Origin of the sequence: Alteromonas lipotrueiana (genome assembly GCF_019249245.1) — a bacterium.
In the GTDB taxonomy this organism is placed as follows: domain Bacteria; phylum Pseudomonadota; class Gammaproteobacteria; order Enterobacterales; family Alteromonadaceae; genus Alteromonas; species Alteromonas lipotrueiana.
The window spans coordinates 58,305-84,186 of record NZ_JAESDK010000018.1 but is presented as its reverse complement, the minus strand read 5'-3'; the positions used below and the strand labels follow the sequence as shown (position 1 = coordinate 84,186).

Here is a 25,882-nt window from a genome sequence, read left to right as displayed (position 1 = left end):
TAACCAAGTATTATGTTTGTGAATATCATATCAGGACGTGACGACATTAGGTCTTGCATCAGACTTGCGTAAGATTCTGAAAAGGGCGCATCAAGGACTGCGCAGATACTGTACTTCTCGAAATTAGCCGGGGGCACGGTACAAAATTTTTCCCAGAACGATGCCGGATTTTTTCGCAGCGCAACATGAGCGGTTTGCCAAAAAATATTGGTTTCAAATGCCGTTGTTTATCCTTCCTTAATCAAAACCTTGTCTTTTGGAGTATAAAATTTAATCAGCTGAAACCGCTGTTGCGACCTATCCATTAGAGACTTTATATGCTGAACAAAAGTAAGAGAAGTAACGCCGGGAATAGTGAAAATTATTCCGCAGAAGAAATCGCCCGTTTTGATAAACTGGCTGAGTCCTGCTGGGACCCGGAAAGTGAGTATACGACTGCGCTGGAATTTAACCGCGCCCGCACCGTTACGATGCTACATGAAATTTGTCATCACTTTGGACGTTCTCACGATAAAGATAATGCGTTTCACGATTTAAACATTCTGGATGTGGGATGTGGTGGTGGCCTGATTTGTGAAGCCATGGCTACGGAAGGTGCTCATGTCACCGGAATCGATGCCAGTAGTATCAGTATTGAAGTGGCCACGCGCCATGCCAGGCAGCAGGGATTGGCTATCGACTATAAACATTGCCTGGTGGAAGAGCTGGGTAATGAACAAAAGTTCGATGTGGTCATAAACGCTGAAGTTGTCGAACATGTGCCGGATCAGCCTGCAATGATAAAGGACTGTGCCCGTCTGGTGAAACCAGGTGGTATGCTTATTCTGGCCACAATCAACCGTACATTTACCAGTTATTTGGTGGCAATTATCGGTGCAGAGTATGTTATGGGCTATTTGCCAAAGGGGACTCATTCGTGGCGTAAGTTTGTAAAACCTCGTCAGTTAGACAAGTGGGTAGGTCGTGACTTTTATAAAACCTTCAAGTGCGGCATGACGATGAACCCTTTAAATAAAAAATGGCGGCGCAGCAAAGGAATGCGAGTGAATTACATGCAGTGCTATCATTACTCGGAAAAATGAACCCACTCCAAAAAATGAAACTTTACGCGTTAGTGCGATAGCTTTACTAGCTTACGCTACCTTTCACGATGCTCACTCCTTCAGATTAGACGATAGGACCGCCACACGTTTTATCCGCTATAAGTTTCCTTATTTCATGAAATTCTTCGGTTTAGTTAATGAAGGATCATAGTAAGGCTTATAGGACCATCACTTTTACCTCCTCGTTGCATAGCTGGCGCTCCAGTTTACCAATGGACTGATAACCGCGCGATGTACGTTTTTTTTGCTCCAACCCTCTCGTCCCTGTGCAGTGCATACGTATTCAATCCAATTCTTGACAAAACTCTCTAGCTTGGTCGTCCCGGTTAACATATGGTTACGTGAACAAATTTTTAACAATTTAAAATTTATTTTTAACACTGGACAAAACTAGACGGGGCGGGACAATGAAATTTACATCTATAATTGCAGCAACTTTACTGGTAATGAGCACACAAACCAGCGCTAATTTGATCTCTAACGGAGATTTTCAAACCTGCGATTTTACTCATTGGGGGCTGGATACTGATGGGTTCGGAGAACCTGCAGATGCCAGTGGCTTTACCATAATTGATGAGGCAGGGCAGTGCGCGGCGCAAGTGAGTACGGGCAGCCCTTTTTCTACTCAATTTGCTAACACCTTGTTTACCGATCTGGATTTATCGAGCGTGTCTCCAGATGCGCTTCTGGATTTGCAATTTGACTGGACTTTTTCTGGTTTCGATCTTCAAACTGACGAATTCTCCGACGCTTTCAGTGTGGTACTTAACAACGGTGTGACCCTGGAGGAACTATTGTTCGTCTTTGAAGATGGAAGTGGCACATTTTCGACCCAGTTGGATGCAAGCTACGATGGGTTCTCACTCGATTTTGCTCTTCTGCCAGGCTTCAATGTCGAGTCGTATGCTTCAACCTTCACATTAGACAATGTGTCATTGACTGAGCGCGTTGAAGTAACTGCGCCACACACTTCATTGTTGCTCGCCTTTGGCCTGTGTGCTGTTGCACTGCGCCGCAAATTACAACAGTAATAAGGACCGTTGCAATGAAAAAGCTAACGTTTATTTGTTTGCCCCTGTTGGCATTAGCCAGTTTCCCTTCACAGGCCGATTGGCAAAACATTCAAGCCGCTGATACCAGTTATCCAAGCCGCCCGGCGTTTGACCGGAAAAATCGTGAGTACATTTCTACCATTCGTATTGAAAATACCAGCGACCAAACGATTACTGGCCCTATTCGGCTGCTGTTCGATGCCACCAGCCATACACTGCTTAATGCCAGTGGTGAAGAAAGCGGCGTGCCTTATCTTGAGTTACCCAACCCTGAACTAAAACCCGGTGATAGCACAAGCATCACAGCAAGGCTTGCACCCAAAAGAGCCGCTGTATCGTTTGATCTTCGCGTTCGGGCAAATATAAACGAGGAGTCTGGCACCGGACTGGAGTTAGCTGACAACCAAATTGCGGTGTTCTACAGCCGCGAGGACGGGCAATATGATGGTTGGGGGTTACATCTGTGGAATGGTCAGGCCTGTGGCAATTATGCGCCCGCCACCACCCAAAGCACGAATTTCAGTAATTGGGCCGACCCTTACCCCGCTGATGGGGTGCATCCGGAATACGGCGCTTATTACATTCTTTCGGTAGAGCCCGGTGCAGAGTGTTACAACTTCATCGTGCACAAAGGTAACGACAAAGCATTGGGTGATGGCGACAGCCGCTTCGAGCCCGAATTTGGCAACCAGGTATTTACCTTTAACGGACATCCTGAGCTGTGGTACACCCCGGTGACCAGCCGGCCACAATTTCTTGATGGTGCAAGAGCGCACTGGATGGACAACGATACCCTTTTATGGCTTACGGACTACAGCGATGCTGCAACGGTTACTTTGTACCATTCAAACGATGCCAGCCTTGATGTGCCCAATGCCGGGGTATCATTACTAAACGTTGATGCGTTGGACTCTGCCAATCAACTGCCGTTACAGCAGCAAAATCCCGAGCAATATCACTATGAAAAGAACCCGCATCTGAATGGCTTTACGGGTTTTGAGGTGCAGGTTACAAAGCAGCAAGCTAAGTCCATGCTAACCGGTCAGCTTGTTGCCGTGGCAGCCGACGCGAACGGTAATATTCTCGATGCGACACGGGTACAGACCCCAAGAGTGTTAGACTATTTGTACACACGAACTGCCAATGATGCCGATGAAGCCGAGCTGGGTGTAAGGTACCAGGGTAGTAATGTGAGCGCATCGGTGTGGGCGCCCACGGCGCAATCGGTGAACCTGAAGATATACAATAAAGCAAAGGTGCTGCAAAGCACAGTTGCGATGACCTTAGAGCCAGGCTCTGGGGTGTGGCATTACACCGGCGACAAAGCCACCTTAGATCGCCAATTTTATCGTTACGAGCTCTCGGTCTATCATCCTCTGACTCAGAATATTGAGCAACTTGAAACCACCGATCCTTACTCTGTGTCGTTGTCGACCAATGGCAGGTTTACCCAATTTGTGAACCTGAGTGACGACGACTTGAAACCTGAAGGGTGGGATAACCATATTGTTCCGACGGTTTCTGATCCCGAAGACATTACTATTTACGAAAGCCATATCCGTGATTTCAGTATTCTTGATGAAAGCACCAGCCCGGAATACCGGGGAAAATACATGGCATTTACCGAGTCCAACTCGGTGCCGGTGCAGCATCTACAGACCCTGCAAAACGCAGGTCTGACGCACTTTCATATGCTCCCTGCCAATGACATTGCAACAATTCCTGAAGATGCACAGAGCAGGGTAGATATTACTGCCACTGTCGGCCGACTGTGCAGCGTTAATGCAGCAGCACCGGTGTGCGGCACAGAAAATGACAACGCTACCTTATTAGACGTGCTAGAAAGCTATTCACCAGGGACGACTCAGGCCCAGGCGCTGGTCGAGTCAATGCGCGCTTATGACGGGTTTAACTGGGGATACGATCCCCACCATTTTGCGGCCCCAGAAGGCAGCTATGCCACCGACCCTGATGGTACAGCGCGCATTGTTGAAATGCGTGCCATGAACCAGGCGCTGCATGAAATGGGTCTGCGAGTGGTGCTGGATGTGGTCTATAATCACACCGCCTCGTCAGGGCTGTATGATAATTCGGTACTGGATAAAGTGGTACCTGGGTATTATCAGCGTTTAAGTGAAATTACAGGACGAATTGAAAACTCGACCTGCTGCGAAAATACGGCCACTGAGCACGTGATGATGGCCAAACTGATGAACGACTCATTGGTCAGCTTTGCCGAACACTTTGGGTTTGATTCATTCCGCTTTGATTTAATGGGGCATATTCCAAAGCAAGCCATACTGGATGCGCGCGAAGCAGTGCGAACGGTGGACCCTGATACCTATTTTTACGGCGAAGGCTGGAATTTTGGTGAAGTGGTTAACAACCGTCGTTTCGAACAAGCCGCACAGCTGAATATGGCCGGTACCGAAGTTGGTACGTTTTCAGACCGGCAGCGCGAGGCAGTGCGCAGTGCCGCATTGTTCACCAATGGCGGCAGTTTACACGACCAGGATACGATCAGAATCGGCCTTGTAGCCAATGTGGGAAGCTATCAGTTTGTGGCCGCCGATGGCACCTATCTTTCAGCCTATGATTACGAATGGAATGGTCAGCCGGCAGGTTACAGTGATGACCCTGCGGATACGGTAAATTATATTTCGAAGCACGACAATGAAGCGCTGTGGGACGAGCTTCAATACGGCCTGCCGCAGGGTATGCAAGTTGCCGACAGAGTGCGGGTGCAAAATGTGGCGTTGTCTATTCCTTTGCTTAGCCAGGGTATTCCTTTTTTGCATATGGGATCTGACCTGCTTCGTTCTAAATCAATGGATCGCAACACCTACGATGCGGGCGATTGGTTCAACAGAGTGGATTTCACCAAGACAATGAGCAATTGGAATATTGGTTTACCTCTTGCACAAGATAACCAGGCCCGGTGGCCAGAAATCAGTCAAATTTCGGCCAATCCCAATTCGCAATTTGGTGCACAAGATATTCAGCTAACCTCGTCACTGTTTAATGAATTTTTGAATATACGGGCAACCAGTAAGCTGTTCAGACTGCCTACCGCAGAGGATGTATCGCAACGCATTCGTTTTCATAATACGGGTAAAGGACAGGTTCAGGGGTTAATTGTGATGAGCCTGGACGACGGCATTGGCCTGGAGGATATTGATCCGCACAATGATGCTGTCGTGGTGGTGTTTAACGGAACACAGTCAGAGCAGCAATTTTACATCGGCAACGCCACTGGCTTTACCTTGCACCAAAACCAACGAGCGTCGGCAGACGAGCGGGTACAGAGCGCGTCGTTCAACAACGGCAACTTTAGCGTGCCGGCGCTGACCACTGCGGTCTTTGTTAAGCCGCAGCTATCAGCACAGGGGGTTGGTTTGTCGGCACGGCCTCCTTACGGTGACGAAACGGTGTATCTGCGTGGCAGTATGAACGATTGGGACACTTCCCAACCTCTGGCCTATGTCGGTAACGATACTTATCGTGCAGAGGTTGAATTAGTGACAGGCGTTTATGACTTCAAACTGGCTGATGAATTTTTCGATGTCGCCAATATCGGTGGAGGCTTTACTGTATCAGCCGGCCAATCGGCAACACTTACTAACGGCGGTAACAACCTGACCCTTAACGTGATAAGTGATGGCGCATACACGTTTGAGATCGATGCCAGTAATGCAGATAGCCCGGTGCTGACCATAAGTTCAGAAGATCCCAATGCAGTCCCCCCTCCCTATGGCGATACAACCATTTATATACGCGGCATTATGGGTGACTGGGGGACGTCGAGACCCATGGAGTACGAAGGCGCGGGCGTGTATTCCATCATCTTTGCCGTGGATGCCGGAACCCATGAGTTTAAAGTATCTGAAGCCAACTGGTCTTCACCCAATCTGGGAAGTAACGGTGGCACCATCAATGTTGGTGAGACCCTTGTCGTGGAGCAGGGGGCTGGCAACATCCAATTGCATGTTAGCGAAACCCAGCTTGTTCGCTTTGCCATAGACGCCAGTAATCTCAGTGCCCCAGTGGTGAGTGTAGAGACCGCACAGTAGCACAGAGCGTTTGGGCGGGTTGAACACCAGACTTGACCCGCCTTACGCTTCATCGTGTTGGATAGTGGTTATTAATAAAGCCATGAGCAGTAGCCAGCAAAAGGGCGTTAAACATGGTCGAAGATTAGCTTTGCGTAACGGTGAAAACAGGGCTTGGTCGGTCAAAACGGCCGATGCAGATTTGAAGGTTGTGCGCTAATAAGGCGTGCAAAGTAATCAAGACACAAAAAAACACTTACGTCGGTTTATTGTAATCTCTTTCATTGATGAGAAAAGAGATGGTACCAGTGGGCGGACTTTAGACTGGGCCGACACTCGGACGCCACGCCCGAAGGCAACGGATTTTGAAAGTATTGCGCATTAAAATATCAATTAAAATCAGCTTCTTAAATTTATCTTTCCATGCTTTGCAAAATCTTTGCATGCATATCTTGTCATATTTAAGCGTGTGTGTGCCGATTGAAAGTATATAACAGTGTTAATATATAAAATTTCCATACGATCAAAATTTAAAAATGCTCAAAGGAAAATCCTGTCTATAACGATTTTTTCTCCAAGAGGTAGTCAATTCATTCCCCTGACTTTTGCGCCGCCCCTTAAATTTTATTTTTCCTATATCTTAGACAGAGCAGTACAATCATTGACATCACGCATTTAATTTAATACTTTTAGTCCTGTCGTTTTCAAGGGTCCCTGATGAAAGTAAATCAAAGCAACACAAACAACAGCAAGGTGGTGATTACCGCCCTGATGCTGTTTGCACAGTTGTTTTTGTTTGCCTCAGATGCTTTTGCTTTTGATAGCTTTCTCGAAAACGCTTCAGAATCCCATCATGAAGTGTGTGTTCAGGACACCAATGTTTGTCAGCCAGATTATGATTCTGTAGATAACGCTGGTCCCGACAACTGTGACCACTGCTGCTCCTGTCACGGGCATTTTACCCATATCGTATTATTCCAAAATAGCGATAGCCAGTTAGGAAAACTTGGCGAGACGGCACTTGCTGCTCACCGCACATCCCCTCCGTCTCACCTGCAACCCGGTATCGATCGTCCTCCCAGAGCCTAAATCCTAGTCATTTTTTACCCCTTTAGTTACTGACCAGGATTTACAATATGAACTCATCTTTTTCGCGTACCTGTGAGCGTATGTGCATAGTGGTCGTGGGTAGCGTGTTGCTATTCATATCACCCGCTACCCTGAGCAAAACGATTACGCTCGAACAAGCTTCACGTTTAACATTGCAGCAACACCCAGATTTACGGCGATATCAGTCGCTGCTCACTGCTACAGAGGCAGATAAAAGGCTGGCTAATCTCACGCCGGCTTATAATGTGGGCGTTGAAGCAGAAAACCTGCTCGGCTCAGGAGATGCATCAGGCATTAATGATGCTGAGCTGACGGTCTCACTCTCTTCTGTCTTCGAGATGGGAGGCAAGCGCAATGCAAGGGTATCTTTGGCTGATGCCAATTTATCTTTATTGCAGTCAGAACGCTATGTCGCGTCGCTCGAGCTGTTAAGCGAGCTGACCCGACAATATGTAAAAACACTCGCGGCAAAAGAACGGCTCACATTGGCGAAAACGTCTGTTTCTCTCGCTGATGAAGCCTTATCTATCGTCGAACAGCGCGTAAAGAAAGGCGCAACCAATAAAGCTGAGTTTCTGCGCGCCAGAGCCGCACTCAATCAGGCTAAAGTCGACAAAGCATCCGCCGCAACGGCTTTGGCTATTGCCAAGCAGTCACTTGCACTGTTTTGGCAGGGAGATGCTGAGGCGATTGACACAGTATCAGGCTCGCTGAGTAAGCTTCCTCCAAAACGGCAGTATTCAGCTGTGTATCAACAGTTTCTTGAATCAGCAAATGTGGAGCGACTAACTCAAACTATCAATATAAAAGAAGCTGAACAAAAGCTGGTAGAGAGTAACGCCAGTGCTGATATTTCATGGCGTATTGGCGTGCGGCGCACTCAGGCGGTTCAGGATACGTCTGTTGTCGCTGCCATATCCGCGCCGCTTTTTGCTGAACGAAGAAACCAGGGGGCTTTGCAAGCTGCATTGGCGCAGAAAGAAGCAGCGGTCTTTGCCAGAGACAGTCAGATGCTGAAGATAAAAGCATTGCTCTTTAGAGCGCAGCAATATCTGAATTTCTCCGTTGATGCTGTAAAGCATATCAACGACACCGTTTTGCCCGACCTTGAAACAGCCACCACACTCGTGCTCGAAGGTTACCAGCGAGGGGCATACAGCTACCAAGACTGGATTGCATCCAGAGATGCGTTAATACGCGCTCGTGCAAAGGTCATCGAATTAAGCGAAAGCGCGTTAGTGAACCAGTCACTCGTTGAACAGTGGACCGGATTATCCGGTCAGGCTTCTCCTACTCAAGAATTCCGGAATACCCATGAATAGACTATTCGTTATCATCTCACTACTACTTTGTCTGACTGATGCCAATGCCGCAGCAAGTGGCAAACAATCCCATGCTGCTGAATCGAAAACATTTACCAATAGCAGCGTATCCCTGACATTACGCATTCAGGATACGAAAGAGGGGGCATATTTACTGGCAGAAAGCGCTGATCGCTCGCAATCGCTGTCCCCCGACAGTCTTAACGTTATTCTCAATCGTATGGGGGGACGTCAGGAAAATATCCGTTTTGAAGCCTATGAAAATGGCCTCAGGTCCACAAGCTTCATCGCTGAACCGCACTCATTTCTCGCGAATATTACCCTCTCACTGGGAGAAAATAGCTTTTCGTGGGAGTGGAAAAAGCACGAAGCCCGAACTGAGATTGATGACGCATATTCCAGTCAGGCTGGCGTTACTACAAAAATGGCTTCGGGCGGTGAAATAAAACAGCACACCGAGGTTTATGGTCAGCTGACTATACCGCCACAGCAGCGTGCCAAGGTTCACGCCCGGTTTACGGGAATTGTAGAGCAGCTCTTTGCTGATATTGGCCAGACCGTGAAAGCCGGTGAGACAATGGCGCAGGTGCAGTCGAATGACAGCCTCCAGTCTTACGATGTGAAAGCACCAATCAATGGCATAGTCGTATCGCGCAACCTGAATATCGGAGAACTAACCGGTACGTCACCACTTTTTACGATTGTTGATACCTCCGTTCTCTGGGCGGAATTAAAGGTGTTTCCATCCCAGCGCAGACAGGCTGCTGAAGGTAAATCTGTTCACATTATCGCAAATGGTCGTCAACTCGACAGTACCATTACCAGCATTATTCCTTCCCACGAAGAGCAACCCTATCAGCTTGCGTTAGTAAAAGTAATGAACAGGGAGGGTCTACTCTCTCCCGGCGATTTAGTCACAGGCATTGTCGATTCGCAACGAAAAACGGTACCGGTAAAAATCGAAAATCGCGCCATTCAAACTCTTAACAATAGGCCTGTCGTGTTCCTGAATGAAGGCAATGCTTATCAGGCTACACCTGTGACCTTAGGTCTGCAGGACGACAACTTTTCCGAGGTCGTCGCAGGGTTATCCGCCGGACAAACGTATGTTGTCGACAATAGCTATTTAATCAAAGCGGATATACAAAAATCCGACGCATCGCACGCGCACTGATGGGGGAGAGATAAATGATTGATAATATTGTTCGCCTGTCAGTCGAGCGACGCTACCTGCTTTTAACAATGGTACTTGTCATCATCGGCATAGGTATCTGGAGTTATCAGCGGCTACCGATAGATGCCGTGCCGGATATTACTAATGTTCAGGTTCAGATAAACACGGAAGCGCCTGGTTATTCACCCCTTGAAGCCGAGCAACGGATTACCTTTCCGGTTGAAACTGCGTTGTATGGTTTGCCGAATTTGTCCTATACGCGCTCTATTTCACGCTACGGACTTTCTCAGATTACCGTGGTATTTGAAGAAGGAACTGACATTTACTTTGCGCGGAACCTTATTGATGAGCGATTGGCAACGCTTAAAAGTGTTCTGCCGCCTGGCCTTGAGCCTGAGATGGGACCGATAGCGACTGGCCTGGGCGAAATCTTCGTTTACACGCTGGAGGCGAAAGAAGGGGCTAAAATGCCAGATGGCTCGTCCGTTACGCCTATGGCGCTTCGTGAAGTTCAGGACTGGATAATCAAACCACAACTCGCTCAGGTTAAGGGCGTGGTAGAAGTGAATACCATAGGGGGGTACGACAAGCAGTATCACGTGATGCCACATCCTGCGAACATGCTTGAGATGGGCGTGACTATGTCAGATATCCGCAAAGCGTTGGTAAGCAACAATGACAATGCTGGAGCCGGGTATATAGAGAACAATGGAGAACAGCTGTTAGTTCGCTCACCGGGACAGTTAAAAACCATTGAGGATATCAAAAACGTTGTTGTAGGAAGTAAAGGTTCTGTGCCTGTTTTAGTCAAAGATGTGGCCGAAGTAGGCTTGGGCAAAGAGTTGCGCACAGGTGCCGCAACCCGTAATGGCAAAGAAACCGTGATGGGCACTGTGATGATGCTGGTCGGGGAAAACTCGCGTGAAGTAGCAGCGATCACCAATGAAAAATTTAAGCAAATACAAACTTCATTGCCTGAATGGGTTAAGGCAGAGGTGGTATATAACCGTACTACGCTGGTCGATAAAGCCATCAAAACTGTACAAAAAAACCTGCTGGAAGGCGCACTGCTGGTTATTGTTATCCTATTTTTACTGTTAGGAAACATCCGCGCTGCCCTTATTACAGCAGCTGTTATTCCTATCGCGATGATGATGACTATTACCGGCATGGTTCAGCGGGGGGTCTCTGCCAACCTGATGAGTCTCGGGGCGCTGGACTTTGGTCTGATTGTGGACGGCGCTGTTATCATCGTGGAGAACTGTATTCGAAGGCTCTCAGAAGCGCAAAAACAACAAGGTGGCATACTGGCGCTTAAAGCACGCTTACAGGAGGTTAAAGACGCCACTATTGAAGTTATTCGGCCCAGCTTGTTTGGCGTGGGTATCATCACAGCGGTGTACTTCCCCATATTTACCCTTTCTGGCGTAGAAGGAAAAATGTTTCACCCTATGGCAACAACCGTAGTAATCGCACTGCTTTGTGCGATGGTATTGTCACTCACAGTTGTGCCTGCTGCGATCGCCGTATTTATGCGCGGAAAAATCAGCGAAAAGGAGAGCATCATTATCCGCGGGGCGAAAGCCATTTATCGACCTGCGCTTGAGTGGGTGCTTAAGTTCAAATCGCTTATTCTGGCAGGCGCGCTGGGTCTCGTTGTGGTTTGCTCATGGCTCGCCTCAACATTAGGCTCTGAGTTCATTCCACAGCTTGACGAGGGTGATATCGCGCTGCAGGCATTGCGTATTACAGGCACGGGATTAGAGCAGTCTGTTGAAATGCAGGAACTCCTTGAAAAAACCATTATCGACTTTGAAGAAGTTGACAAGGTATATGCCAAAGTGGGGACGCCAGAGGTGGCCACCGACCCCATGCCACCCAATGTCGCCGACACATTCGTCATGCTCAAGCCCCGCTCTGAGTGGCCCACTCCGGACAAGCCTAAATCACAGCTCATTAAAGAGCTTGAGAAAGCAGTCACTGCGCTACCGGGCAATAACTACGAGTTTACGCAGCCTATCCAGATGCGCTTTAACGAGTTAATTTCCGGTGTCAGAGCCGACGTAGCAGTCAAAGTGTTTGGTGATGACCTGGATACGTTGCTGGCATCAGCAAATTCGGTTGCATCACTAACTCAAGGTTTACCTGGCGCTGCAGATACCCGGGTTGAACAGGTAGCTGGTCTGCCTATGTTATCGGTTATTCCCAAACGTGAAGTGATGGCGCGCTATGGCCTGAACATCGACGACATCCAGTCTCTGGTTTCGACCAGTATTGGTGGTCAGCAGGCAGGCTTGATCTATGAAGGTGACCGGCGCTTTAAACTGGTGATTCGCCTTCCGGAGCAACTACGACGTGACGTTCAAAAGTTGAAGGTACTCCCAGTCCCGACCTCCAATGGGTATGTGCCCCTTCAGGAAGTAGCCTCATTAGAAGTTAAACCCGCGCCAGCACAAATCAGTCGGGAGAATGGCAAGCGCCGCGTTGTCGTTACAACCAACGTTCGCGGGCGTGATCTAGGGAGTTTTGTCACAGATTTGCAAGCTACGTTGCGTGCAGAACTGGAACTACAGGATGGCTACTGGTTGGAGTACGGTGGAACGTTCGAACAGCTTGAATCGGCCAGTAAGAGGCTGTCCTGGGTGGTCCCAGTGACGCTGGCTCTCATCGTTGGCATTCTTATACTTGCGTTTGGTTCTGTGAAAGATGCCCTGATCATTTTTACCGGTGTGCCGCTGGCACTGACTGGGGGCGTACTTGCGCTGTGGATACGAGGTATGCCGCTGTCCATTTCTGCCGGTGTAGGGTTTATCGCATTGTCAGGCGTTGCAGTATTAAATGGCTTGGTCATGCTCGCCTTTATCAGGCAATTGTGGATTGAAAAAGGCGATCTCTACACCGCTGTAATTGAGGGTGCAATAGTCAGACTTCGTCCCGTTTTGATGACTGCCTTGGTAGCAAGTCTTGGTTTTGTGCCCATGGCGCTCAACACAGGTACCGGAGCTGAGGTTCAAAGGCCGCTCGCGACGGTGGTTATAGGCGGCATTATCTCATCGACTTTACTTACACTGTTCGTTCTCCCGACTTTATACCAACTGGTACATAGGAAAGCGGATAAACAGTAATACAACGTAGCCCTGGGTCAAATCCAGGGCGCTACAGGAGGGTTTATGGCGCACTCACATTCCCATAGCTCAGAAAAAATTGGCTGGGCTTTTTTCCTCAATTTTGGCTTCACCATCATTGAGTTTATTGGAGGATGGTTAACAAATAGTACCGCCATTATGGCAGATGCCGTGCATGACTTAGGTGACACACTCTCGATCGGCAGTGCCTGGCTTCTGAACAAACTCGGTACAAAAAGCGCAACGAAAGAATTTACCTATGGCTATCGACGGCTGAGTTTACTCGGGGCGCTGATAAACGGCATTGTTTTAATAGTTGGCTCTGCCTGGATCCTTTACGAAGCAGTGCCACGTCTGAGTAATCCAGAGATGCCAGAAACAGAAGGCATGATTGCGCTGGCTATACTTGGCGTACTGGTCAATGGTTTCGCCGCTTTTAAATTACAGGGTGGTAAATCGTTGAATGAAAAAGTACTGAACTGGCATTTACTGGAAGACGTTTTAGGTTGGGTAGCGGTACTGATTGTCGCTATTGTTATGCAATTCAAAGAATGGCCTGTTCTGGATCCGATTCTGTCTATTGGATTTACGCTATTCATTCTGTTCAACGTTATCCGAAACCTCATCAGTACCGTGAAGCTGTTTTTTCAGGCGTCACCAGACAACAGGCTGTTGCAAAACGTAACTGATAAGTTGCTTGAACTTGATGCCGTGAGCGAACTGCATCACCTGCATATCTGGTCACTAGATGGTGATCATCATGTCGCGACCGTTCACGTCGTTAGTCAGTTTGAGTCCAAGGCTGAGTACCTTAAACTAAAAGAAAGTGTATCTAACGCGCTGCAAGAGTTTGAGTTATCGCATACCACTATTGAAATTGAGCTGACCAGCGAAGAATGTCGGGATGCTAGTTAATTCGATGATGCAGTATTAATTAATGGGGGCTGGTACAACTTTTAGCCCCTAAATCGTTAGCTCTGACAACGCAGTAGCCGAATGTTTATTTCAGTTACTAAAGCGTGAGCGAACTAAGAAAAAGGTCTACTCAACCAGAGAAGATGCAAGAAGCGACATCTTCGATTACATCGAGATGTTCTATAACAGTAAACGAAAACATGGTTCCAACAATCTACTGTCACCAGTAGAGTATGAAAATCGTTACGAAGAACGACTGGGAAGTGTCTAGGTTAGTAGTGGCGATTCAGAATGTAATGATCCCGCACCCAATAGTTAAGGTATAAATACGCAACAATCCATAAAGCCATTAATTGAATCAGGGATGGATTAACATCGCCAAAAACGAGGGAACAATGAGTGATTTTTTAACGCAATGGCAAGAGACTGCTCACACTACCTTGGCACTGTTTTAGATGGCTATTTGGGCTTTCGCGCTTGGTTACCTAATAAGCTCAATGAGCCAAGTCTTTGTCAACAAAAAGCGAACGCAAAAACCTATGGAAAAATTGGAGCCAAGAGTGCCCGCCTACCTCTAGTCTAAGGGTACTGCACTCTAAGGCCTATGATGGTTCAATTTGACGTCATTATGGCTTTGCCGGTTTACGTAAATGCGGGTGGTTCAATTAGGGAGTACATAAATCATGATGAATTGTATGGGAGAGACGATGGGGGTTGAAATGATGATAGGTATGGGTTTGATCTGGCTACTGGTAGTGATGGTCCTAATCGGGGCAGTGGCTGCGTTGTGGAAATACTTACGTTCAGATAAAGCGCGTGATGAATAGAATTAAACATTTGTCTGCAAGCCCGCAAGCAAATGCCATTTCTTTTCCTTTTTAGTAAATGTTGTCTGGAAAATGTGGTAGGCCCCTTTTATAAAACCTGGTCACAATGGACCCCATGTACGCAGTGCTTATCTGTACTCAGGCAAGTTTTGGAAATGGCGTAATTAGCTTACTTGGATTCTAAAGAAACAAGTATAGAACGAGTGCGAAAAAATATGAAGATTTTATTGGATGGAATATATAAAAGTTAAAACATGAAACCAACAAGAAAAAGTGATTTAAAAAAGGCCAGAACGCTTCAAATATTAAATGTCATCTATGATGCAATTGAAGTCATAGTAGCTTTAATCGCAGGAATAATTGCTAATAGTTCAGCGCTCATAGGGTGGGCATTGGACAGTACAATAGAGGTGTTAAGCGCTACCACGCTAGGCTGGCGTCTACACGGCGAACTTAAGGGAATTGATAAAAAACAAGTAAATAGACGGAAGAAAATCACTCTCTACGTGATTGCCGTATCATTTACTTTGGTCTGCATATTTATATCTTATGATTCCGTTACAAAACTTCTTAGTCAGCAAACGTCAAGCTGGAGCACTATGGGGTTAATCATTTTAGTTACTTCTTTGCTTATCAACCCGATTTTTATTCATTTCAAAAGAAAATATGGCCGCAAGCTGGATAGCCCGGCGTTACTCGCCGATGCTAAAGATACCTTTATCTGCTTATACCAAACGATCGTTGTCCTTGCCGGTTTGCTATTGGTAAATTGGTTTGGTTGGTGGTGGGCTGATCCTGTGGCGGCATTGCTCATTGTACCTTATGCAGCAAAAGAAGGTTGGGAAGCTTACACTAAAGCAAGAGACATCAGTATTGATGAGAAGTAATACCCGCATCACCTTAAATAATTCATTCTCTTAGCACTGACTTGTTTCGTCACGTATCAACCAAGTGCTTCAGGCTCAGGCATCATGATACAGCACAGAATGTAATGATCCATGCACCGATGGTTGAGATACAAATACGCAGCAATCCATAAAGCCATTAATTGAATCGGAGATTGATTAACATTGTCTTAAAGGAGAGAACAATGAGTGAGTTTTTAACGCAATGGCAAGAGGCGGCTCACACTACCTTGGGTCTGTTTTGGATGGCTTTTTGGGCTTTCGCGCTTGGTTACCTAATAAGCTCAATGATCCAAGTTTTTGTGACCAAAGAGCGCATGCAAAAGTCCATGGGAAAAGCCGGCCCTAAAAGTGTGGCATTGGGCACTTTCTTTGGTTTTATTTCCAGTTCATGTTCCTTCGCTGCGTTATCGACGACGCGTGCCCTATTTGTAAAAGGTGCAGGCTTAGTTCCTTCGCTTGCTTTCATGTTGGCGTCCACCAACCTGGTGGTGGAATTAGGCATAATCATTTCTATTTTTCTTGGGTGGCAGTTCGTTGTAGGAGAATATGTCGGTGGTATTCTGCTTATCCTGGCCGTGTGGCTTTTGGTCAAACTGACGTGTAAAAAAGAGCTTGAGGAAAAAGCGCAATCACACGCGAAAAAAGCAGAGGGAGGCGACAGCCAGGCAAATAGTAAGGAAAAAGGCTGGAAAGATAAAATAATGAGTAAAGCATGATGGCACCAAGTTGCCAGCCGCTACACGATGGAATGGAAGATGGTATGGAAAGATGTAACCATTGGATTTACTGTAGCCGGTATCATTGCGGTATTTGTTCCCACTGAATTTTTTCAATCACTTTTCATCGGAGCCGGGCAAGAATCGAACACCTTTTGGCAAATTCTTGCACAAACCATCGTTGGCCCCGTCGCGGCTTTTTTTACTTTTATCGGGTCCATGGGCAACATTCCATTAGCGGCCGTGCTATTCGGACAGGGGGTAAGTTTCGCTGGAGTTATGGCGTTTATTTTTAGTGATCTCGTGGTATTTCCAGTGTTGCGTATTCAGGCGCAGTACTATGGCTGGAAAATGGCCATCTATATACTGATTGTATTTCTATGTGCTCTTGTGGGCGTCTCGCTCGTCATGCACTACGGACTCGATCTCTTGGGGCACTTACCAGATGCCTCCGGGTTTCAGTCGATGACCGATCGGGAGTTCTTCAACATTGATTACGCTTTTTTCTTGAATGTGGCCTTTCTTACATTAACCGGCGCATTCATCTTTTGGCATTACTCCAAAAAAGAGAAATCGACCTCAGGCAGTAAAAGCCTTGGCGATTGGGTATTGCTGACGCTTTCGATAATCGCGTATGTATGGCTTGCAATTGGTATTGCTGTGCTTCCATTTTTATAGTTTACAAGCGCAACTTCATGAATTTGTTAACTTTCATTTTGAGTTTTAATATTAGAAGTTGTTCTAAGTTTTAAATCAGTCCCATAAACGAGCAAAGTTTCTTTCATTTAAAACAAGGAGCCAGTGAAAGACGCTTGGAACGCCTTTCACTGGTATTGCGACAGTACAATATCCTCAGCTTCAATATCGCGACTGCTCTTCATTTGAATTGTTAGCCCATTTCTCAATTAGATCTTTGCTCATATTAAAAGGCTAAGAACTTCGGCCGTGTGGGGGATTTATAAAAATCAGCTGCCATTATCAAATATAGCTAGGGAAAGTGACTGTCCTATTTGCTTTCACAGTGAAACTATGGCTTAGTCGGTCGCAGAGAACGCTGAAGATTCGAACGTTGTGGGCTCATAAGGCGTTCAACGTATTTCAGACACAAAAAAACCGACTTACGTCGGCTTATTGTTATCTCTTTCATTGGTAAGAAAAGAGATGGTACCAGTGGGCGGACTTGAACCGCCACGCCCGAAGGCAACGGATTTTGAATCCGTCATGTCTACCAATTCCATCACACTGGCTTGGATAGCTGTGCTATCGCTACGAAAAGCATTATAGCGATGTGTTAATGACATACAAGCTTTTTTCTTGCAAAGTCAGTTAACTGCGCACCTTTTGAACAAGGTGGGTCGGTTTTATTCACGTTTCGCCGTTGTATCTTATTGAAACTGTGGCAGACTCAGGATATTAACCCCGATAGGACACCCCGGTGACATCACATTCAGCCGCAGATACCGAACAACTTGCCCGAGCTAGCTTTTTTAAACGCTTGCTCGCGATGATTTATGACACTTTGGTGGCAATAGCGGTAGCGATGTGTGCAGCAATGGTGTTAATTATTACTATGGTGATTTTGCTTAAAAACGGAGTGTTAAGTTTGCAGGGGTTTACTGAGCCCGCCGAACTGATTCAGGCCTCTACCGGCTACAAAGCATTTATTCAGCTTTGGGTCGCTCTTTGGGTTGCCGGATTTTTCCTATGGTTTTGGAAAAAAGGCGGACAGACTATTGGCATGCGGGCCTGGCGATTACGAATCTACTCGACTACCGAAACACCGGTTACATGGTCACGGCTGGTTTTGCGCTTAATTTTTTCATTGGGTGGGGCAGGGACGCTGCTGGTACTGTTTGATTTCAAACACCGGCTGGCACTGCAGGATCGCGTTGCACATACCGAAGTATTGCAACTAAGCGCCCAGGCAAATCATCATAAAAGCTGGTAGCTTAATTATTTTGCCAGCCTTTATGTTGCATAAACTATTTACGCAACATAAAAGCAGAGACCGCGGCAAACAACAGGCTGGGTAATAGCGCGGCCAAAAACGGAGGCAAGCTGTATACCAAACTTAAGGGGCCAAAAACTTCGTTTGTGACAAAAAAACCGAACCCGGTCAATACGCCCATAATTACGCGTGCACCCATTGTCACACTGCGCAAAGGCCCGAAAATAAATGACAACGCAGTTAACAGCATTACGCTGATGGAAACGGGTTGCAGCACTTTACGCCACCAGGCCAGCTGATAACGACCACTGTCTTGAGAGTTGTTATCCAGATATTGAATGTATTCAGATAAGCCGGAAATTGACAATGTTTCTGGTTTCACTGCCACAATACCAAGTTTGTCTGGCGTGAGCGATGAGTTCCACTGGCGCTTTTGCTGGTTCTCAACGCTGACTTGTTCTTCAGTAAAGCGAGTGATGGTCACCTCTTCGAGCCACCAGGTTTGCCCGTCAAAGTGGCCTTGGGTCGCAAAGATGATATTTTGCAGGGTCAGGTCATCGGCAAAGTCGTGAATGCTAACATCGCGCAGCTGTTCTCGGGTTACCACCTGACCAATACTAACAAAGTGTTCGCCATCTTTAGCCCACACCAGCTCATCAGAGGAAAACAATGAGCCTCCAGTGAGTGCTTCGGTACGAATTTGTTTGGCTTTGGCTTCACTGTATGGGGTCACCCATTCGCCAATAGCCATAACAAATAAAATCATCACTACCGCCGATTTCATGGCTGAGTTAATGATATTCCACCGGCTGAGTCCTGCGGACTGCATCACCACTAATTCGCTGTTGCTGGCCAGCACACCCATACCCACTAGCCCGCCTAGCAGCGTTGCCATTGGAAAAAACTGTTCTAAATCACGAGGCAGACTTAGCAGTACATATACCGCCGCCAGCATAAGATCGTAATCACCTTCGCCCAGCTTACGCAATTGCTCTACAAACTTTATCAGCGCACTTAGGCCAATAAGCACTGACAATGTCACCGCAATTGTGCTTAACAAGGTGCGAGCAATGTATAGGTCAATAATTTTAAACATTACTTTTTCCCTAACACCCAGGCCCGAAGTTCGGTACCGGTTTTACGGTCTCTGACAATCAGCGTGACGCCGATAATAAGCATAATGCCGTGTACCCACCATAAACCTAACTGAATAGGCAACTTACCATCGGCTAATACTCGCCGGCTTGCCAGCAACAGCAAAAAGTACCCCAGGTACAGTAAAATTGCCGGAATCATCTTACCAAAGCGTCCCTGACGCGGATCGACGGAACTCAACGGAACCGCGATTAATGCTAAAAATGGAATAGATAACGGTATCGCCAAACGCCACTGCAATTCCGCCCGGGCCTCCACAGAGTTATCATTCCACAACTCCATGGTTGGCAGCACGCTTACTTTGCCACGCGGCTCCTCCGCGGGTTCATCGGCTATCTGAATCTGGTATTCGTCAAACTCTACCTTACGATAATTTTGCTGGGTCTGAATACCTTCGTACTGCACCCCGTCTTGCAACACCAGGCTGCGGGTACCGTCTTCATTATTTTGAATTGAGCCGGCATCAGCATAGACAACCCGAACCTGGCTTTGTTCGTCTTCTGGCTGGTTTTGCGACAAAAAGACCCGCTGAAGCTTATTGTTTTTTGAGTCTATGTCATGAACAAAAATGACCGCTTTTTCGTTGCCGGTTTGCTGAAAGCGCCCGGGAATTAAGGCCGAGAATCCCGCTTCGTTGCGTGCTTTTTCACGCAGTAAGTATTCACTTTCAGCAGCAGTAGGAGCCAGATACAACGTGATAAAACCGGTTAGCACCATTGTAAAAAGCGACAAAAAAAGCATGACGCGGGTGATGTACCATTCGCTGACCCCGCAGGCTCGCAGCACAGTCATTTCGCTGTCTACATACATACGCCCGTGCGCCAGCATAATGCCCAGATAAGCACTAATGGGCAGTATTAAAGACGCCAGGATGGGGGCATAGAGCCCTAAAAAACCCATTACTAAGCCGGCGGGTATATCACCATCAGACGCATCGCCTAATACTCGAACAAACCTTAACGCGATGAAAATGGCCATTAAAATGAAGAAAATTGCGAGCTGTGACTTCAGCGTTTCCTTAATCAGGTAGCGAAATATCAGCATGTGAGCCCTACTGGAAAAAGTGGTATTATAGTGAAAGAACACGCAAATTTGAGTAAACTAAACGTTTTTATACGTTTACTTCTTTAACTGCGTGCCTGATTGCATGGAAATTGCGCATTACACCGTTATACAGCGAAAAAGTGCTGGACTAGCAACTTAGCTGTATCTGTATGCTCTATGCAAGTTAAGCTGTGTATTAAAACACAAAAGTAGCGTAAAACGTTATGTGATTTTTGTATTTCTGCAAACACGAAATGGATAATAGCGAGGTGTCATCGTGGAGTTTAGTGTAAAAAGTGGTAGCCCTGAAAAACAGCGCAGTGCGTGTATTGTCGTCGGGGTGTTTGAGCCACGCCGCCTGACCGCGGTAGCTGAGCAGTTAGATGAGATAAGCGAAGGTTATATCAGTAATCTGTTGCGCCGCGGTGACCTGGAAGGCAAGGCCGGACAAATGCTGTTGTTACATCATGTACCCAACGTTCTGAGCGAACGGGTGTTATTGGTAGGTTGTGGCAAAGAGCGTGAGCTAAACGAACGCCAATACAAACAAATCATCGCCAAAACCATCAAAACCCTGAACGAAACCGGTTCAATGGAAGCCGTGTGCTTTTTAACCGAACTGCATGTTAAAGGTCGTGATACTTACTGGAAAGTGCGCCAGGCGGTCGAGGCCACCCAGGATTCGTTGTATACCTTTTTACATCTTAAAACGAAAAAAGGTGAGCCACGTCGCCCCTTACGTAAAATGGTGTTCAATGTTCCTACCCGCCGCGAATTAACCGTAGGTGAACGTGCTATAGAACACGGGCTGGCGGTAAGCGAAGGTGCAAAAACAACCCGCGATGTGGCTAATATGCCACCTAACATTTGTAACCCAGCCTATTTGTGGGAACAGGCGCAAAAGCTGGCGACGAATTATGAATCGGTTTCCTCAGAGTTAGTAGATGAAGCTCAAATGGCCGAGCTGGGGATGCAGGCGTACCTGGCGGTAGGCCGGGGTTCTGAAAACGAATCCATGATGAGCATTATTCATCATCGTGGTGGTCCTGCTGATCAGGCGCCTATTGTACTTGTGGGCAAAGGTCTGACTTTTGACTCGGGCGGTATTTCTATCAAGCCAGGTGATGGCATGGACGAAATGAAGTACGACATGGGCGGCGCCGCTGGGGTATTGGGCACTATGCATACCATTGCCGAATTGAACCTGCCGGTTAATGTCATTGGTGTACTGGCCGGCTGTGAAAACATGCCTGACGGTAAAGCGTATCGTCCGGGCGACATTTTAACCACAATGTCGGGCCAGACTGTTGAAGTGTTAAATACTGATGCAGAAGGCCGGCTGGTATTGTGCGACGCGCTAACCTACGTTGAACGCTACGAGCCCGAACTGGTGATTGACGTGGCCACCCTAACCGGCGCCTGCATTATTGCGCTGGGCTCGCATGCCAGTGCAGTAATGAGTCAGCACAATCCTTTGGCTCACGAGCTGATTAGTGCATCTGAACAAAGCTCAGACCGCGCATGGCGTTTGCCATTATGGGACGAGTATCAGGATCAGCTTGAAAGCCCGTTTGCCGATATGACCAATTTGGGCGGACGCCCTGCTGGCTCTATTACTGCGGGTTGTTTCTTGTCACGATTCACCAAAAAGTATACCTGGGCGCATATTGATATCGCCGGTTCTGCCTGGCGTAGCGGCAAAAACAAAGGTGCTACAGGGCGTCCCGTTCCAATGCTGTCACAGTTTTTGATGAACCGTGCCGGTGTTAGCCACGAGGACTAAGGTGTAATGCCCCAAGTCAGTTTTTATCAATTACAAGATAATAAAGATGCAGGTCCGGTCAGGGCCTGCGAACTTATTGCCAACGCTTTTGCAAACAAACAGCGGTGCGTAGTGCTCTGTGTCAGTCAAACTCAGGCAGAGATTCTGGACGACTTATTATGGCAACTGCCCGCCGATCGCTTTGTGCCTCATAATATGGCTGGTGAAGGCCCGCCTGCAGGTACACCGGTTGAGTTGTGCTGGCTACCCGAGCAGCTAAGTCGCCGTCATGTGTTGGTAAATCTTAGTGAAACTGTGCCTCAGTCGATGGGGCAATTTCAGCAAATCATAGACTTTGTGCCCATGGCTGACGAAGCCAAAAAAGCGGCGCGAATTCGTTATAAACAATTTCAGCAGGCTGGCTGCCAGATGCAGTTTAAGTCAGCGTAATATTGAGAGTAAGTATGGATAAAACCTTCGAACCGAAATCCATTGAGCAGCAGTGTTATAAGCAATGGGAAGCCTCCGGCATGTTTAAAGCATCTGGCCACGGAGAGCCCTATTGCATATTGTTGCCACCGCCTAATGTGACCGGCAGTCTGCACATGGGTCATGGTTTTCAACAAACTATTATGGATGCGTTAACCCGCTATCATCGCATGAAGGGCGATAACACATTGTGGCAGGTGGGTACCGACCATGCCGGTATTGCGACGCAGATGGTAGTTGAACGTCAGCTAAATGCTCAAAATAAAACCCGTCACGATTTAGGCCGCGAAAAATTTGTCGAAAAAATCTGGGACTGGAAAGAACAAAGCGGGGGCACCATTACCCAGCAAATGCGTCGGTTAGGCACCTCGCCCGACTGGGATCGCGAAGTGTTCACCATGGACGACAACTTGTCGTCTGCGGTTACCGAAGTCTTTGTTAAACTGCATGACGAAGGCCTGATTTATCGCGGTAAGCGTTTGGTAAACTGGGATCCGGTACTGCACACCGCCGTGTCTGATCTGGAAGTGCTGAACGAAGAAGAAAATGGCCACATGTGGCACATGCGTTACCCACTGGAAGATGGCTCTGGAGAGCTGGTGGTAGCAACCACCCGCCCAGAAACCATGCTGGGCGACACGGCGGTGGCTGTGCATCCTGAAGATGAGCGTTATCAGCATTTGGTTGGCAAACAAATTAAATTGCCGATTACCGGCCGGTTAATTCCGGTTATTGCTGATGATTACGTAGACCCGGAGTTTGGTACCGGCTGCGTCAAAATAACCCCTGCGCACGACTTTAACGACTATGACATGGGTAAGCGGCACAACTTGCCGATGATCAATGTACTGACCGCTGATGCTAAAATTAACGATGAAGTCCCTGAAGCCTATCGGGGACTTGACCGCTTTGATGCGCGTAAACAGATTGTCAGCGATCTGGATGCTAGCGGGCATCTGGTCAAAGTTGAGGATCATAAGCTTAAAGTGCCACGCGGCGATCGTACCAATGCGGTTATTGAGCCCTTTTTAACCGACCAGTGGTATGTGGCGGTTGAATCTCTGGCTAAGCCGGCTATTGAAGCGGTAGAGTCGGGTGAGATTCGGTTTGTACCTGAAAACTGGAACAAAACCTACTATCAGTGGATGCACAATATCCAGGACTGGTGTATCTCACGTCAGTTGTGGTGGGGCCATCGGATCCCAGCCTGGTATGACGACCAGGGCAACATTTACGTTGGCCGTACCGAAGATGAGGTACGCAGCAAACATAGCTTGTCTGATGAGGTGAAGTTGCGTCAGGATGAAGACGTTCTGGACACCTGGTTTTCATCGGCGCTATGGCCGTTTGCGACAATGGGCTGGCCTGAAAAAACCGAAGAACTGGAGACTTTTTTACCTTCTTCGGTGTTAGTTACCGGCTTTGATATTATTTTCTTCTGGGTTGCCAGAATGATCATGATGACCAAAAAGTTCACCGGTCAGATTCCGTTTAAAGACATTTATATTACCGGGCTTATCCGTGATGAAAGCGGCGATAAAATGTCGAAGTCTAAAGGTAATGTACTTGATCCTATCGACCTTATTGATGGCATTGATATTGACGCATTAGTGAACAAGCGGACGTCGGGCATGATGCAACCGCAATTGGCCGAAAAAATTGCTAAGCGTACCCGTAAGCAATTTCCGAACGGCATTCAGGCTTACGGCACTGACGCCTTGCGCTTTACCTTTGCGGCAATGGCGTCTACCAGCCGCGATATCAATTTTGATATGAACCGGGTTGAAGGTTATCGCAACTTTTGTAACAAAATCTGGAATGCATCACGCTTTGTGCTAATGAACACCGAAGAGCATGATACTGGCCGTGATGGAGGCGAAATGGAGCTTAGCCTGGCCGACCGCTGGATAGGCGCTCAGTTCCAGAAAACGCTGAAAGAGTTTGAAGATGCGCTGGCCGATTATCGCTTTGATATTGCCGCCCAAACCGCCTACGAATTTACCTGGAATCAGTTGTGCGACTGGTACTTAGAGCTAACTAAGCCGGTGTTAAACAGTGAAACCAGTAGCGAAGCGCAAAAGCGCGGTACTCGCTACACGCTTATTAATATTTTAGAAAGCACATTGCGTTTATTACACCCCTTTATGCCATTTATTACCGAAGAAATCTGGCAAAAAGTGGCGCCGCTCAGCGCAGTAAAGCAATCTGAAAATGGCGAAACTCAAAGTATTATGGTGCAACCTTTCCCACAACAGGATAGCAGCTTGCAAGATACTCAGGTACTTAGCGACATTGAGTGGGTAAAACGGTTTATTGTGGGTATCCGTAATATTCGTGGCGAGATGGACATTTCACCTAACAAACCCCTGGATGCGTTGTTACGCAATGTAAACGACGACGATGCGCGCCGTCTTAATATTGCCCGACCGTTTATCGACCGGTTGGCACGTCTTGACAGCATTACTGTATTGGAAGCTAAAGAAACCGCGCCCGCCAGTGCGACGGCATTGGTACAGGATATGGAAATTCTTATTCCTATGGCCGGCCTGATTGATAAAGAAGCAGAGCTGGCACGTATTAAACGTGCGATGGAAAAAGCCGAAAAAGATCTGAGTCGAACCGAAGGTAAGTTGTCGAACAAAAAGTTTGTTAGCAATGCACCTGATGCGGTAATTGAAAAAGAACGCGGCAAACTGGATGAAGCTCAAAAGCAACTGGCAAAGTTGCGTGAGCAATTTGAGACCATTAGCGCACTGTAACCTATCTTACGCTGTGTTCAGACAACATAAAAAACCCTGGCCTAAGCCAGGGTTTTTTGTAGGTATCAGGGCCGGTTTTCACCTGGCACATGCGCCAGTAAATACATGCCACCCCATACGTGCTTTGTCGATGTACCAACGGGCCAAATACAAAGGCGAAAATACAAAGGCGAAAATACTTACAGCAGGCCAAACCATTACTTAGACATTAAATCAGCACCAAAAAAATGCTCAGTGAAAGCAAGGTTAATAAAGGGTATCCACACTGACATGTGTACTTAAGGCCAGCGCCATTAAGACAGCAAAAACCGTAGGAGGTCTCATCAAATGTTCTGATTTTAGCCGAAACCCTATCACCCTGATATCTGAATAATTACCACATTGTGCTTCTACACTGCAAAGCTACTCACACTGTAAAAGACGA

At 47.2% G+C, this 25,882-nt stretch carries 16 protein-coding genes, 1 tRNA gene and 2 pseudogenes; 16 read left to right on the top strand and 3 right to left on the bottom strand.

What is annotated here, in order from left to right:
* Positions 1-317: 317 nt before the first annotated feature.
* The 12 genes and pseudogenes from ubiG (at position 318) to JK130_RS12565 (ending at position 16,979) form a co-directional block, all read left to right on the top strand.
* Positions 318-1,082: a bifunctional 2-polyprenyl-6-hydroxyphenol methylase/3-demethylubiquinol 3-O-methyltransferase UbiG gene (gene ubiG / locus JK130_RS12620; protein WP_218354684.1), complete on the top strand. Its 765-nt coding sequence runs from the start codon at positions 318-320 to the stop codon at positions 1,080-1,082.
* A 428-nt stretch (positions 1,083-1,510) separates the two neighbouring features.
* On the top strand, positions 1,511-2,134 hold the full coding sequence (locus JK130_RS12615) for a hypothetical protein (protein ID WP_218354683.1): 624 nt from the start codon (positions 1,511-1,513) through the stop codon (positions 2,132-2,134).
* A 14-nt stretch (positions 2,135-2,148) separates the two neighbouring features.
* Entirely contained in the window at positions 2,149-6,225 is a 4,077-nt protein-coding gene (gene pulA, locus JK130_RS12610; protein WP_218354682.1) for a pullulanase-type alpha-1,6-glucosidase, read from the top strand.
* Between the two features lie 696 nt (positions 6,226-6,921).
* Positions 6,922-7,293, top strand: a complete 372-nt coding sequence (locus JK130_RS12605; RefSeq protein WP_018983690.1) for a hypothetical protein — start codon at positions 6,922-6,924, stop codon at positions 7,291-7,293.
* Between the two features lie 47 nt (positions 7,294-7,340).
* Positions 7,341-8,636: a TolC family protein gene (locus tag JK130_RS12600; protein ID WP_018983691.1), complete on the top strand. Its 1,296-nt coding sequence runs from the start codon at positions 7,341-7,343 to the stop codon at positions 8,634-8,636.
* Positions 8,629-9,810, top strand: coding sequence for an efflux RND transporter periplasmic adaptor subunit (locus JK130_RS12595; RefSeq protein WP_218354681.1), 1,182 nt, complete (start codon positions 8,629-8,631; stop codon positions 9,808-9,810). The genes JK130_RS12600 and JK130_RS12595 overlap by 8 nt, the downstream gene beginning before the upstream one ends.
* Positions 9,811-9,824: 14 nt before the next feature.
* Positions 9,825-12,935: an efflux RND transporter permease subunit gene (locus tag JK130_RS12590; RefSeq protein WP_218354680.1), complete on the top strand. Its 3,111-nt coding sequence runs from the start codon at positions 9,825-9,827 to the stop codon at positions 12,933-12,935.
* Positions 12,936-12,980: 45 nt separating this feature from the next.
* The gene (locus tag JK130_RS12585; RefSeq protein ID WP_218354679.1) at positions 12,981-13,850 is read left to right on the top strand and encodes a cation diffusion facilitator family transporter; all 870 of its coding nucleotides are present in this window, start codon (positions 12,981-12,983) and stop codon (positions 13,848-13,850) included.
* A gap of 64 nt (positions 13,851-13,914) precedes the next feature.
* Positions 13,915-14,121, top strand: a pseudogene (locus JK130_RS12580) (IS3 family transposase); the annotation flags it as partial.
* Between the two features lie 412 nt (positions 14,122-14,533).
* Complete coding sequence (locus JK130_RS12575) at positions 14,534-14,677, top strand: hypothetical protein (RefSeq protein ID WP_015067955.1); 144 nt, start codon at positions 14,534-14,536, stop codon at positions 14,675-14,677.
* 254 nt (positions 14,678-14,931) lie between these two features.
* Positions 14,932-15,564 carry a cation diffusion facilitator family transporter gene (locus tag JK130_RS12570; RefSeq protein WP_218354678.1) on the top strand — a complete coding sequence of 211 codons (633 nt, stop codon included), beginning with the start codon at positions 14,932-14,934 and terminating at the stop codon, positions 15,562-15,564.
* 203 nt (positions 15,565-15,767) lie between these two features.
* Positions 15,768-16,979: pseudogene (locus JK130_RS12565) on the top strand (permease).
* Positions 16,980-17,463: 484 nt separating this feature from the next.
* Here JK130_RS12565 and JK130_RS12560 read toward each other — a convergent pair.
* A tRNA-Leu gene (locus tag JK130_RS12560) sits at positions 17,464-17,548 on the bottom strand.
* 188 nt (positions 17,549-17,736) lie between these two features.
* Between JK130_RS12560 and JK130_RS12555 the strand changes: the two genes are divergently transcribed.
* Positions 17,737-18,249, top strand: coding sequence for an RDD family protein (locus JK130_RS12555; protein ID WP_343210999.1), 513 nt, complete (start codon positions 17,737-17,739; stop codon positions 18,247-18,249).
* Positions 18,250-18,283: 34 nt separating this feature from the next.
* On the opposite strand, the gene lptG is transcribed toward JK130_RS12555, so the two are convergent.
* Together lptG and lptF are read right to left on the bottom strand one after the other, a co-directional pair.
* Positions 18,284-19,345: an LPS export ABC transporter permease LptG gene (gene lptG / locus JK130_RS12550; protein ID WP_218354677.1), complete on the bottom strand. Its 1,062-nt coding sequence runs from the start codon at positions 19,343-19,345 to the stop codon at positions 18,284-18,286.
* On the bottom strand, positions 19,345-20,448 hold the full coding sequence (gene lptF / locus JK130_RS12545; protein ID WP_218354676.1) for an LPS export ABC transporter permease LptF: 1,104 nt from the start codon (positions 20,446-20,448) through the stop codon (positions 19,345-19,347). Before lptF ends, lptG begins: the two co-directional genes overlap by 1 nt.
* 277 nt (positions 20,449-20,725) lie before the next feature.
* On the opposite strand from lptF, the gene pepA reads away from it, so the two are divergent.
* From pepA to JK130_RS12530, 3 genes are read left to right on the top strand one after another with little or no spacing between them, the layout of a single operon-like run.
* On the top strand, positions 20,726-22,231 hold the full coding sequence (pepA, locus tag JK130_RS12540) for a leucyl aminopeptidase (RefSeq protein ID WP_218354675.1): 1,506 nt from the start codon (positions 20,726-20,728) through the stop codon (positions 22,229-22,231).
* A gap of 6 nt (positions 22,232-22,237) precedes the next feature.
* Positions 22,238-22,660: a DNA polymerase III subunit chi gene (locus tag JK130_RS12535; RefSeq protein WP_218354674.1), complete on the top strand. Its 423-nt coding sequence runs from the start codon at positions 22,238-22,240 to the stop codon at positions 22,658-22,660.
* A gap of 14 nt (positions 22,661-22,674) precedes the next feature.
* The gene (locus JK130_RS12530; RefSeq protein WP_218354673.1) at positions 22,675-25,458 is read left to right on the top strand and encodes a valine--tRNA ligase; all 2,784 of its coding nucleotides are present in this window, start codon (positions 22,675-22,677) and stop codon (positions 25,456-25,458) included.
* Positions 25,459-25,882: the final 424 nt, after the last annotated feature.

Excerpts from the sequence above, each read along its gene's own strand:
- JK130_RS12585 (WP_218354679.1), top strand. The coding sequence starts at position 12,981 with ATGGCGCACTCACATTCCCATAGCTCAGAAAAAATTGGCTGGGCTTTT.
- JK130_RS12535 (WP_218354674.1), top strand. The coding sequence starts at position 22,238 with ATGCCCCAAGTCAGTTTTTATCAATTACAAGATAATAAAGATGCAGGT.
- JK130_RS12530 (WP_218354673.1), top strand. The coding sequence starts at position 22,675 with ATGGATAAAACCTTCGAACCGAAATCCATTGAGCAGCAGTGTTATAAG.
- JK130_RS12570 (WP_218354678.1), top strand. The coding sequence starts at position 14,932 with ATGAAACCAACAAGAAAAAGTGATTTAAAAAAGGCCAGAACGCTTCAA.
- JK130_RS12605 (WP_018983690.1), top strand. The coding sequence starts at position 6,922 with ATGAAAGTAAATCAAAGCAACACAAACAACAGCAAGGTGGTGATTACC.
- JK130_RS12595 (WP_218354681.1), top strand. The coding sequence starts at position 8,629 with ATGAATAGACTATTCGTTATCATCTCACTACTACTTTGTCTGACTGAT.
- JK130_RS12600 (WP_018983691.1), top strand. The coding sequence starts at position 7,341 with ATGAACTCATCTTTTTCGCGTACCTGTGAGCGTATGTGCATAGTGGTC.
- JK130_RS12615 (WP_218354683.1), top strand. The coding sequence starts at position 1,511 with ATGAAATTTACATCTATAATTGCAGCAACTTTACTGGTAATGAGCACA.
- lptF (WP_218354676.1), bottom strand. The coding sequence starts at position 20,448 with ATGCTGATATTTCGCTACCTGATTAAGGAAACGCTGAAGTCACAGCTC.
- lptG (WP_218354677.1), bottom strand. The coding sequence starts at position 19,345 with ATGTTTAAAATTATTGACCTATACATTGCTCGCACCTTGTTAAGCACA.
- pulA (WP_218354682.1), top strand. The coding sequence starts at position 2,149 with ATGAAAAAGCTAACGTTTATTTGTTTGCCCCTGTTGGCATTAGCCAGT.
- JK130_RS12575 (WP_015067955.1), top strand. The coding sequence starts at position 14,534 with ATGATGAATTGTATGGGAGAGACGATGGGGGTTGAAATGATGATAGGT.
- JK130_RS12590 (WP_218354680.1), top strand. The coding sequence starts at position 9,825 with ATGATTGATAATATTGTTCGCCTGTCAGTCGAGCGACGCTACCTGCTT.
- ubiG (WP_218354684.1), top strand. The coding sequence starts at position 318 with ATGCTGAACAAAAGTAAGAGAAGTAACGCCGGGAATAGTGAAAATTAT.